Source organism: Streptococcus sp. 1001283B150225_161107_H12 (assembly GCF_015552665.1).
Lineage (GTDB): Bacteria > Bacillota > Bacilli > Lactobacillales > Streptococcaceae > Streptococcus.
The window spans coordinates 145,009-156,857 of sequence record NZ_JADNFC010000003.1 but is presented as its reverse complement, the minus strand read 5'-3'; the positions used below and the strand labels follow the sequence as shown (position 1 = coordinate 156,857).

Here is an 11,849-nt window from a genome sequence, read left to right as displayed (position 1 = left end):
CTAACAATTGTAAATATCTTTCTTATCCATTCATAAAATGGATAAAATATTAAAAAAAAGGAGATTTGCAATGAAAAAATGGTTGATTAAGCTCTCGTTAGTAGCGATGGCTATATTGCTCCTTCCGTTTCAAGCTGTTGAGGCTTGTTGTGGATTTATCATTGGCCGTCAGTTGACCAAGGATGGTACCACCCTGTTTGGTCGGACTGAGGACTATCCTTATTATCCAAACGGCGGAAAACACAACAAAAACTATGTTGTTGTTGATGCTAAGAATTATAAGGAAGGAGACAAAATTCAGGACGAATCCAATGGTTTCACCTATCCTCATGCTGCCAGCGAAATGAAATACACAGCTGCTTATGATTCCGCTCGTGGAGATGGCAGCAATGGTGCATTTGGGGAACATGGCTTTAACGAAGCGGGTGTTTCCATGACTGCCACTGTTACAGCAATTCCAAATAAAAAGGTATTAGAAAAAGATCCACTGAAAGAAGATGGACTTCCAGAAGCTGCTATGCTCGATGTAATCTTACCTCGTGCAAAAACAGCTCGTGAAGCAATCGAATTACTTGGAAAAGTTATCGAAGAAAAGGGATCAGCTGAAGGAAATACAGTTGTGGTTGCTGACCAAAAAGAAACTTGGTATATGGAAATTCTTTCTGGTCACCAATATGTAGCGGTGAAGGTGCCAGAAGATAAATACGCAGTCTTTGCGAATACTTACTACCTAGGTCATGTTAATTTGAATGACACTGAAAATGTCATCGCCTCTAAAGATGTTGAAAAAGTAGCAAAAGAATCAGGAAGTTACAAGACTGATAAAGATGGCAACTTCCATATTGCTAAGTCTTACGGACCTGAAAAATATGCAGAAGGGGACCGTTCTCGGACTTATGCAGGGATTACAGTACTTGATCCAAAGTCTAAAGTGACTTACGAGGATGACGAATACGAACTATTCCGTTCTCCAACTGATCCAAATAAGAAATTTACTTTAGAAGATGCCTTTGCTATGCAACGGAATCGCTTTGAACATTTAAATGGTCGCTTCGTACCGGACGATCAAATTGGAGTGAAGAAACAAGGTGACAATGGCGCAAACGACACGGTTCGCAAGGATCAATACAAATATGCACTAGGTAATGAAAACGTTATCGATGCCCATGTCTATCAAATCAATCCAAAACTACCAAAATCATTTGGTGGTACAGTTTGGTTAGGAATGGGACCATCACGTAACACTCCATATGTCCCATTCTATGGAAATGTAAAAGATACTTACGAAGCCTTTAAACCTCAAACAGCTACTTATGATCCAAATTCTTGGTATTGGACTGTTTGGCATATTGACAACATGGCAATCAACAATCAAGATATCTTTGGAAAAACCGTCCAAGAACATTGGAAAGCACTAGAAAAAGGATTTATTGCTGATCAAGAGAAGAAGGATATTGAATATTATTCACTAAAAGATCAACCAGAAGCTGCAAAAGCTGCTGAAGATAAAGTAACGAAAGATTCACTTGACTTGTCTGATCGTCTTTTCCAACACTTCAAAGATTATGAAAAATTAATGGAAAAACAATTAGAGGCAGCTGGACGCAAGTCAGATCCTTATCGTGCTTCTAAACCAGATAATTATAAAGATCCTGAAGAGCCTAAGAAACCAGATACACCAACAGTTCCAGAAAAACCACAAATCAGTGAAGATGCGAACAAAGTTTACATCCCGGCTCCAAATTATAGAGCTACCCCTTCTAATAAGGATATTCCTGCTAATGCAGAAGGAAATCCAAACAATCGCTTTGGCTATGCTGCTAACAAGGATAAGCAACCACTTGTATCTCCTAAAGTAGAAACTCCTGTGAAACCAGAAGAAACTGTTCAAGCTCCAACTGAAGCTCCTGTAGCAGGAAATAGTGTAAACAATAATAATCGCTTCGGATCTAATTTCAATCCAAGCGAAATCGAGACTTACCCAAATACAAATTATTCTTACAATGTTCATCCTTAAAAAATAGAATCAGATAAAATAGTTGAACAAGAGAATAAATGAAAGAAGCTGGACTTTTTATCCAGCTTCTTTTTACAAGAAAAAAGAGATTGACCATTTTGTAAAGTGGGGGACCACTTACACCATATGGTCAGTCTCTTTTACATCCTTCAGATTCGTAAATGGTTTAGTTCGAAGTTTGTTCAGATGTTTCTAATTTTTTTCCAAGATCAATGATGTATTGTTTGAGATCATCTTTAACCTGTGGGTGTTTCAAGGCATAATCAATAGATGTTTTCATGAAACCAAACTTGTCCCCCACGTCGTAGCGTCTGCCCTTAAATTCGCGGGCAAATACTCGTTGGGTCTTGTTCAAGGTATCAATGGCATCAGTCAATTGGATTTCATTTCCAGCGCCCGGTTTTTGGTTTTCCAAGATTTGGAAAATCTCTGGAGTCAGCAAGTAACGACCGATAATGGCAAGGTCACTCGGTGCTTCCTCAGGTGCTGGTTTTTCGACAAAGGTTTCAACGCTATACAGTCCCTTGATGCCTTCCCCTTGAGGAGCAATGACTCCGTAGGCAGAAACCTCTTCATGGGGAACTTTCATGACAGCAATAGTAGAAGCATGTGTCTCATCATAGTCATTCATCAATTGCTTGGTGAGAGTAGTAGCTGTATCATCTGTGATATCCATGAGGTCATCTCCCAGCATCACGACGAAAGGTTCATTCCCAACGAAGGCCTTGGCTTGAAGGACAGCATCTCCAAGTCCACGCGGATGTTTTTGACGAATGAAGTGGAGGCGCATCCCGGTAGTTTCATCGACCAGTTTCAACAGGTCATTTTTTCCTTTTTCCTTGAGGTTGTACTCAAGTTCGAAGTTTGAGTCGAAGTGGTCTTCGATCGAACGTTTTGATTTACCAGTGACAACAAGAATGTCCTCGATGCCAGCCTTAAGGGCTTCCTCAACGATGAATTGGATGGTTGGCTTATCCACGATTGGCAACATTTCTTTGGCCAAGGCTTTGGTTGCAGGTAGGAAACGCGTTCCAAGTCCGGCCGCAGGAATGACTGCTTTCCTAACTTTTGTCATAATAATTCCTTTCTAACTAAAGAATGATTGGTTGTTGAACTGATTGGCAAGGAAAAATTCCTTAGTTCCACTCATTTTCTTCTTTAAATTCGTTGTTCATCATGAAGTTAATGGCTTCGCGAATGTCTTGCCCTTCATAAATTACTTGGTAGATGGCTTGTGTGATCGGCATGTAGACATTTAGCTCTTGGGCCAGTTCGTAGGCAGCCTTAGTGGTGGAAATTCCTTCGATGATCATACCCATGTTGGCTTCGATATCTTCTAGTTTTTCACCGCGACCGAGGGCATCCCCCGCTCGCCAGTTACGAGAGTGGATGGAAGTGCCTGTCACGATCAGGTCCCCAACTCCGGATAGTCCACTATAGGTCAAGGGGCTAGCCCCAAGTTTCACTCCTAGACGGGTAATTTCAGCTAGGCCGCGCGTGATGATGGCAGCCTTGGCGTTGTCTCCGAATCCAAGCCCGTGGAGGGCTCCAGCTCCGACTGCGATAATATTTTTCAGGGCACCGGCTGTCTCTACTCCGATTACATCTGTGTTGGTATAGAGGCGGAAGTAGTGATTGCTGAAGAGCTCTTGAACGTAACGAGCTGTTTCTAAATCCTTAGAAGCTGCTGTGATCAGAGTAATGTCGCGAACGATGGTTTCTTCAGCGTGACTTGGACCAGATACGACCACAATCTCGCTACGTAGAGAAGCAGGGATTTCCTCTTCTAAGATTTGAGAAATCCGTTTGTGACTGTTTGGTTCTAATCCTTTGGAGGCGTGCATGACCTTGACAGGATGGTCCAAGAGTTCAGCTACTTGCTTAGCAACGAGTCGTGTCACCTTGGTTGGGACGACAAAGAGGACCGCATCTGCTCCAGAAAGGGCTTCATCCAAGTTGTGGTAAGCCTTGATCCCTGAATCTAGCAGGACATCCTTAAAGTAGCGTTTGTTGGTATGTTCTTGATTGATTTCGTCGATTTGTTCTGGGACGTTTCCCCAGATCCGCACTTCATGGCCATTATCGTGGAGGACTTGAGAAAGGGCAGTTCCCCAAGAACCAGGACCGATGACCGCAACGGTTTGTTTATCCATAGTATCTTCCATTTCTATATCTATTTTCAAGCAAGTCTATAAATCTAGGGCTTGCATCTTCAAAAATGCTCCAAGAGGGCCTTGAAGAATGATCCTATTCTTCTCTCTATTTTAACATAATATAGGCAAAAAAACTTGTATAACTATCAATTGTTTTGTGAAGATAATTCATTTTGAAAGGATGATAAATAAAAAATGTTACTTTATACTTGCATTATTACTAGTTTGTGGTATAATAATTTCACTTATTATTATGAATATAAGGGGAGAAAAAATGAAAAAGTTGGCAATATATCTATTGATGACGCTTTCATTGTTGATGGTAAGCTTTACGCTTTTTTCAAAAATTGTAAATGCAGAAACGTCAAAAAAAGTGGATGTCATCACGGATGTAAAGATTCAAAATGATAAAGGTGAAGCTTTGACAGGACCGCTTGGAAGATACGATACTTTCCGTCTGAATGCAAAGTTTGCTATCGGGAAAAGAGGAACAGTCAAAGCCGGAGACACAACAGAGGTTAAAATCGACTCACCAATTGATATCAAATCACAGGATTTTGAGATTAAAGATCCAAGTGATAACTTGGTTGCCAAGGCAAAAGTTGATGCAGCTACTGGTAAAATTATCTTGACCTTTACAAAATATGTAGAAACAAAAGACGATGTATCCGGTTCATTCTTCTTCTATGCTCAAGTTAATAAAGTAAAATCTCCAAATGATGGAGAAGTTCCAGTTAAAGTTTCTGTAAATGATAAAGAGAAATTCACAGGAAAAGTCACAAGTGGAACAATAGGTGGAGGTAACCGCTACTCTATCATTAAATCGGGTTGGAGCGAAGCAGGAAACAAAGAGCTCGGCTTCCGAATTTCTGTAAACAGAACGAATGAAGTCATTAATGATGCTGTTGTTACAGATACCTTGAAATCACCAGGTATCACCTACAAGCCAGGAAGTTTCAAGATTAAAAAAGGAACTTGGGAATATAACAATGGTAAATGGGAACTCAAAAACGCAAAAGATGTTACCGCTGACTATACAGTGAATATTAATGGAAATTCATTTTCTATTAATCTAGGTAACATTGCTGCAGATGATCAATTTGCTATTGAATATGGGACAGATGTAAACTATGCTGTTGTTGATGGTGAAAAAATTCTTAACCAAGCTACTATCAAGGGAAGCAATAAGGATGAAACCTCATCAAATAGTACAGTGAAAATCCAAATTGCTGGTGGTGAAGGTATTGGTTACGAATTTAGTATTAAAGTTACTAAGGTAGACGAACAAAACAGACCTCTTAAAGGAGCAAAATTCCAAGTTGTTCGACAAGCAACTGGTCAAGTGATTGGTGAATTCGAGTCAGATGCGAACGGTGAATTTACTGTCAAGAACATCCTTCGTGACAAATACATCATCAAAGAAATTCAAGCTCCGGAAGGCTATGGGTTGGCAGAAGATACAATTGTTGAAGCTAGTGAATTTACGACACCAACTAAACCTGTTAGCAAAACGATTGTAAACAAGAAAGAGAAGCCAGCTAAGACTCAAGCTACTATCGAGCTGGATAAAAATCTTACAGGTCGTGATTTGGTAGATGGTGAGTTTAGCTTTGAATTGTACGAAGGTGCAACCAAGCTTCAAACAACGACTAACCAAAGCGGGAAAATTACATTCGAACCGATTGAGTTCACAGCAGAAGGTGAACATACATACACTGTAAAAGAAGTCAAAGGTAATAATGCTACCATTACTTACGATGCCTCTGAAAAACAAGTGACTGTTAAAGTCACTCGTGATGGAGGTGCCTTGAAGGCAGAAGTTGTCTATCCAGAAAACAAAACATTTACCAATGCCTTTACACCAAATGCAACGACTGCAACAATTGAGTTGTCTAAAGAGTTGACAGGTCGTGATTTGGTAGATGGTGAGTTTAGCTTTGAGTTGTACGAAGGTGTAAACAAACTTCAAACTGTTACTAACAAATCTGGCAAAGTGACCTTTGATGCTATCTCTTACACAGCAGAAGGTGAACACACTTACACTGTGAAAGAGGTCAAAGGGGACAATGCTACGATTGCTTACGATGCTTCTGAAAAACAAGTGACTGTTAAAGTTACTCGTGATGGAGATGCCTTGAAGGCAGAAGTCGTTTATCCAGAAAACAAAACATTTACTAACGCCTTCACACCAAACGCAACGACTGCAACAATTGAGTTGTCTAAAGAGTTGACAGGTCGTGACTTGGTAGACGGTGAGTTTAGTTTTGAATTGTACGAAGGTACTAACAAACTTCAAACTGTTACTAACAAATCTGGCAAAGTAACCTTTAATGCTATCTCTTACACAGCAGAAGGTGAACACACTTACACTGTGAAGGAAGTGAAGGGGAACGTACCAGGTATCACATACGATACAGCAGAAAAACAAGTAACCGTTCAGGTAACAAAAGATGGAGACAACCTAAAAGCAACAGTTGTCTATCCAGAAAACAAGGTCTTTGCAAATACTTACTCAGCTCCAAGTCCAGCAAAAGCTCAGATTTCAGCTAGCAAGATTTTAGAAGGTCGTGACCTAAAAGATGGCGAATTCAGCTTTAACTTGTTGGATGAAGCTGGAGAAGTTCTTCAAACAAAACAAAATGCAGCAGATGGTTCTGTAGCATTTGACGAAATTTCTTATTCACAAGAAGATGCAGGGAAAACTTTCCACTACACAATTAAGGAAGTAATCCCTCAATCTCAAGAAAAAGGAATGACCTACGATCAAGCGAGCATCGAAGTGACAGTAACAGTTACGAAAGATGACGCAAGCAATACGATCAAGGCTACAGTGGCATATGGTGCGAAGACATCCTTCACCAATACCTTTGTCACAAGTGAAATCCCACCAACACCACCAGTAGTTGAAAAACCAGAAGCTAAACTTTATACCATCCAACTTCACAAGGTCAATGGTGAAGGTCGAGCTCTAGCAGGAGCAGTCTTTGGACTCTTTGAAGCGGATGGTAGCACACCAGTTGCCAACCCTTATGGCGAAGGTCAAGCGACAGCGACATCCGATGCTAATGGTCTTGTAAGCTTTGTAGGCTTTGAGGCTAAGGATTATGTAGTGAAAGAATTGACAGCACCAGAAGGTTACCAACTATCAACTGCTTCAATCGCTGTCTCTGCAACAGAATTGAGCGCTGCGACAGACTTGGTAGTGGATAAAGGAAATGTGGTGAACCAACCGTTTACTGCTATTCCACCAACTCCGCCAGTTGTTGAGAAACCGGAATTGACTCTTTACAGCATCCAATTGCACAAAGTCAATAATGAAGGTCAAGTCTTGGCAGGAGCTGTCTTTGGACTCTTTGAAGCAGATGGTGTGACACCAGTTGCAAATCCATATGGCGAGGGTCAAGCGACAGCGACATCTGATGCCAATGGTCTCGTTACCTTTACAGGACTTGAAGCCAAGGATTATGTAGTGAAAGAATTGACAGCACCAGAAGGATACCAACTTTCTGAAGAAGCGATTACTGTTTCATCTAGTCAATTGATTGCTTCAACTGATCAAGTACTTGATCAAGGAAAAGTTGTCAACAAACCATTCACTGCTATTCCACCAACTCCACCAGTGGTTGAGAAACCTGAGTTGAAACTTTACAATATTCAATTGCATAAGGTGAACCTAGTCGGTCAAGACCTTGCAGGAGCTGTCTTTGGACTCTTTGAGGCAGATGGTGTGACCCCAGTTGCCAACCCATATGGGGAAGGTCAAGCGACAGCGACCTCAGATGCCAACGGTCTTGTAAGCTTTGTAGGCTTTGAGGCTAAGGATTATGTTATTAAGGAGTTGACAGCGCCAGCTGGTTACCAACTATCAACGGATGTTATTACTGTATCTGCTAGCGAATTAAAAGCCGCACCTAACCTTGTAGTAGATAAGGGGACAGTCGTAAACTACCTAACTCCTCCAAACACACCACCAACACCACCAACTACTCCAAACACACCACCAACTACACCACCAACTACTCCGCCAACCACCCCATCAACAGACAAACCAAAAGGTGATAAGCCTTCTGGAAGTCAACCAAAAGAAGAAAAGAAACATACTCTTCCTTCTACAGGTGAAACAGTGAGTGAGGGACTAGTGGCTGCAGGACTTGCTTTGGCAGTAGCTGGAAGCGCCTTGGTTTATAAAAAACGTGAAAATTAATTTCTAAAACAGGTTTTGTTCTAGCCTTGCTAGACAAGCCTGTTTTTTTGTCTATAGGTGATAAAAAATATTTATCAGGCCCTTAAAAAATACATATTAGACGCTCTTGAAGTGGGATGATAAAATAGGGAATAGAAATATCAAAGGAGGGAAGGCCATGTGTAGAACGATTGTTGGAGTCTCTGCCAATCTATGCGCAGTGGATCCAGATGGGAAAAATATCCATTCGTCTGTATCTTGTAAGTTTGCGGAAACCATTAAGCAAGTAGGTGGCCTTCCTATGGTCATTCCTGTGGGAGACCCGTCTTTTGCCAAAGATTATATCGAGACAGTGGACAAGCTTATCCTCAGTGGGGGGCAAAATGTCCATCCTAGTTTTTATGGAGAAGAAATCGCCATCGAGAGTGATGACTACAATCTCGAGCGCGATCAGTTTGAGTTGGCCTTGTTGAAAGAAGCAGTCCGTCAAAACAAGCCGGTCCTAGCTATCTGCCGAGGAGTTCAGCTCGTCAATGTTGCCTTCGGTGGGACTCTCCATCAAGAAGTGGAAGGACACTGGCAAGGGCTTCCTTTTGGTACTTCTCATTCCATTGAGACCAAAAAAGGCAGCGTGGTGGAGCGTCTTTTTGGACAAGCTAGCCAGATCAATTCTGTGCATCGCCAAAGCATCAAGGACTTGGCGCCTAACTTTCGAGTGACAGCCATTGACCCACGCGACCAGACCATTGAAGCTATCGAAGCAGTGGATGGTCATCGCATCATCGGTTTGCAGTGGCATCCAGAGTTCCTAGTCAAAGAAGAAAAAGGCAATCTCGAACTCTTCCGCTATCTGTTACAAGAATTGTAAAGTCTTTAGGATTTTTTAAGGAGAAAGAGGTAAACTAGTCTCATCAACAAAGACCTCCTAACTTTGTTTGATACAGTTTACTTTTTTCATATAATCTCCTGCAAAAGTCTCCTCGGTTGAGGGGGCTTTTGTGTGTTTGTCAGAAAAAATACGAATAGTAGTAGAGGGGAGACGCTAGGGAAAAGTGATGGTATAATAGAAGAGATGGAAACTATTTAGAATGAAAGAGGAATCATGATGACAAAAATTCGTGGATTTGAACTTGTATCAAGCTATACCAATCAGGACTTGTTGCCAAAACGGGAGACAGCACACGCAGCTGGTTACGACTTAAAGGTGGCCGAGCGCACAGTCATTGAACCAGGAGAAATCGTCCTCGTCCCAACTGGGGTCAAGGCCTATATGCAACCGACTGAGGTGCTCTATCTCTATGACCGCTCGTCTAATCCTCGCAAGAAGGGATTGGTCTTGATCAACTCTGTTGGGGTTATCGATGGAGACTACTACGGCAATCCAGGAAATGAAGGCCATATTTTTGCTCAGATGAAAAATATTACGGACCAAGAAGTCGTCCTTGAAGTTGGGGAACGTGTAGTTCAGGCAGTCTTTGCTCCTTTCTTAATTGCTGATGGGGATGAGGCGGATGGCGTGCGGACCGGTGGATTTGGGTCAACAGGGCACTAAGATGAAGATTATCTTTGTCCGTCATGGGGAGCCAGATTATCGTGTGTTAGAGGAGCGTTCTTATTCCGGATTTGGAATGGATCTAGCTCCCTTATCTGAGAAGGGAAGGAAACAGGCTCAGGACCTTTGCCAAAACCCCTTATTCCAATCAGCTGATCTGCTAGTAGCTTCAGCAGTAACGCGAGCTTTAGAAACAGCTTCTTATCTGGCTTGTGCTACGGGCCTACCTTTGAAAGTAGAACCCTTATTGCACGAATGGCAGGTATACGAAAGTGGTATAGAGAATTTTGAAACAGCTCGGACTCTGTTTCTAGAAAATAATGGGAAGCTCCTTCCGGATAGCCCGATACAATATGAAACCGCTGAGGATATGAGAGCTCGCTTTATTGAAACTTTGGCCAAGTACCGAGACTATCAGAAGCTTGTAGTGGTTACCCATCGCATGCTCATGCGTCAATTTGTACCGAATGAAACCATTGATTTTTGCCAAGTGATTGAGTGTGAGATAGAGATTTAGAAAGAGGTTTATCATCGCAAAGAAAAAAACGACATTTGTGTGTCAAAATTGTGCCTATAATTCACCCAAATACCTAGGGCGCTGTCCTAACTGTGGTTCTTGGTCTTCCTTTGTGGAGGAAGTCGAAGTTGCAGAAGTTAAGAATGCCCGGGTATCCTTGACGGGTGAAAAGACCAAACCCATGAAATTGGCGGACGTGACCTCTATCAATGTTCACCGGACCAAGACGGAGATGGAGGAATTCAACCGTGTACTCGGTGGAGGAGTGGTCCCAGGGAGTCTCGTTCTCATCGGGGGAGATCCAGGGATTGGGAAATCGACCCTTCTCCTTCAAGTCTCGACCCAGCTATCTCAAGTGGGAACGGTTCTCTATGTCAGTGGAGAGGAGTCGGCCCAGCAGATCAAATTGCGAGCTGAGCGCTTGGGAGATATTGACAGTGAGTTTTATCTCTATGCCGAGACCAATATGCAGAGCGTGCGAGCAGAAGTGGAGCGCATCCAGCCTAACTTCCTCATCATCGACTCTATTCAGACCATTATGTCTCCTGAGATTTCAGGGGTGCAGGGGTCTGTTTCTCAGGTACGTGAGGTGACGGCTGAACTTATGCAGTTGGCTAAGACTAATAACATTGCTATCTTTATCGTCGGCCATGTGACTAAGGAAGGGACCTTGGCAGGACCTCGGATGTTGGAGCACATGGTGGATACGGTGCTCTACTTTGAGGGCGAGCGCCACCATACCTTCCGGATATTAAGAGCCGTCAAGAATCGCTTTGGCTCGACCAATGAGATCGGAATCTTTGAGATGCAGTCGGGCGGTTTGGTTGAGGTCCTCAATCCCAGTCAGGTATTTCTGGAAGAACGCTTGGATGGGGCGACTGGCTCTGCCATTGTCGTCACTATGGAAGGCAGCAGACCAATCCTGGCGGAAGTTCAAGCCTTGGTGACACCGACTGTATTTGGAAATGCCAAGCGGACGACAACGGGTCTTGACTTTAACCGGGTTAGCCTCATTATGGCTGTGTTAGAGAAACGTTGCGGACTTCTTCTTCAAAATCAAGATGCTTATCTCAAGTCAGCTGGTGGTGTCAAACTGGACGAACCAGCCATTGACTTAGCCGTAGCGGTGGCCATTGCTTCTAGCTACAAGGAGCTTCCAACCAATCCTCAAGAGGCCTTTATCGGTGAGATTGGCTTGACTGGTGAGATTCGCCGAGTGACTCGGATTGAGCAACGGATCAACGAAGCGGCGAAACTAGGCTTCACAAAGATTTATGCACCTAAAAATTCTCTCCAAGGGATCGCGATCCCAGATGGCATCAAAGTGATAGCAGTCTCCACGGTAGGGGAAGTTTTGAAAAAAGTCTTTTCTTAATCAGGTCTTGGAATCGTTTGCAAAAAAGTTTTTCCTGTGCTATACTTTTTCT

General features: G+C 42.6%; 8 protein-coding genes. 6 read left to right on the top strand and 2 right to left on the bottom strand.

Annotated elements, in window-relative coordinates:
• Positions 1–70: 70 nt before the first annotated feature.
• Positions 71–2,017 (top strand): C69 family dipeptidase, encoded by a 1,947-nt coding sequence (locus I2C87_RS05870; protein WP_195324209.1) that lies wholly within the window; start codon positions 71–73, stop codon positions 2,015–2,017.
• A gap of 166 nt (positions 2,018–2,183) precedes the next feature.
• Here the strand turns inward: I2C87_RS05870 and galU are convergent, their stop codons facing one another.
• Both galU and I2C87_RS05860 read right to left on the bottom strand, forming a co-directional pair.
• Positions 2,184–3,092: a UTP--glucose-1-phosphate uridylyltransferase GalU gene (galU, locus tag I2C87_RS05865; protein WP_048716624.1), complete on the bottom strand. Its 909-nt coding sequence runs from the start codon at positions 3,090–3,092 to the stop codon at positions 2,184–2,186.
• 61 nt (positions 3,093–3,153) lie between these two features.
• Positions 3,154–4,170: an NAD(P)H-dependent glycerol-3-phosphate dehydrogenase gene (locus I2C87_RS05860; protein WP_195324208.1), complete on the bottom strand. Its 1,017-nt coding sequence runs from the start codon at positions 4,168–4,170 to the stop codon at positions 3,154–3,156.
• Positions 4,171–4,444: 274 nt separating this feature from the next.
• Here I2C87_RS05860 and I2C87_RS05855 point away from each other — a divergent pair, with 274 nt between their 5' ends.
• The 5 genes from I2C87_RS05855 (at position 4,445) to radA (ending at position 11,797) form a co-directional block, all read left to right on the top strand.
• Positions 4,445–8,374, top strand: a complete 3,930-nt coding sequence (locus I2C87_RS05855; protein ID WP_195324207.1) for a SpaA isopeptide-forming pilin-related protein — start codon at positions 4,445–4,447, stop codon at positions 8,372–8,374.
• A gap of 157 nt (positions 8,375–8,531) precedes the next feature.
• Positions 8,532–9,221 carry a gamma-glutamyl-gamma-aminobutyrate hydrolase family protein gene (locus I2C87_RS05850; protein WP_048716619.1) on the top strand — a complete coding sequence of 230 codons (690 nt, stop codon included), beginning with the start codon at positions 8,532–8,534 and terminating at the stop codon, positions 9,219–9,221.
• 237 nt (positions 9,222–9,458) lie between these two features.
• Entirely contained in the window at positions 9,459–9,905 is a 447-nt protein-coding gene (locus I2C87_RS05845) for a dUTP diphosphatase (RefSeq protein WP_195324281.1), read from the top strand.
• Complete coding sequence (locus I2C87_RS05840; RefSeq protein ID WP_195324206.1) at positions 9,865–10,422, top strand: histidine phosphatase family protein; 558 nt, start codon at positions 9,865–9,867, stop codon at positions 10,420–10,422. The genes I2C87_RS05845 and I2C87_RS05840 overlap by 41 nt, the downstream gene beginning before the upstream one ends.
• A gap of 13 nt (positions 10,423–10,435) precedes the next feature.
• Entirely contained in the window at positions 10,436–11,797 is a 1,362-nt protein-coding gene (radA, locus tag I2C87_RS05835) for a DNA repair protein RadA (RefSeq protein ID WP_195324280.1), read from the top strand.
• Positions 11,798–11,849: the final 52 nt, after the last annotated feature.

Coding starts and splice junctions, on each gene's coding strand:
- I2C87_RS05870 (WP_195324209.1), top strand. CDS start 71: ATGAAAAAATGGTTGATTAAGCTCTCGTTAGTAGCGATGGCTATATTG.
- galU (WP_048716624.1), bottom strand. CDS start 3,092: ATGACAAAAGTTAGGAAAGCAGTCATTCCTGCGGCCGGACTTGGAACG.
- I2C87_RS05860 (WP_195324208.1), bottom strand. CDS start 4,170: ATGGATAAACAAACCGTTGCGGTCATCGGTCCTGGTTCTTGGGGAACT.
- I2C87_RS05855 (WP_195324207.1), top strand. CDS start 4,445: ATGAAAAAGTTGGCAATATATCTATTGATGACGCTTTCATTGTTGATG.
- I2C87_RS05850 (WP_048716619.1), top strand. CDS start 8,532: ATGTGTAGAACGATTGTTGGAGTCTCTGCCAATCTATGCGCAGTGGAT.
- I2C87_RS05845 (WP_195324281.1), top strand. CDS start 9,459: ATGACAAAAATTCGTGGATTTGAACTTGTATCAAGCTATACCAATCAG.
- I2C87_RS05840 (WP_195324206.1), top strand. CDS start 9,865: ATGGCGTGCGGACCGGTGGATTTGGGTCAACAGGGCACTAAGATGAAG.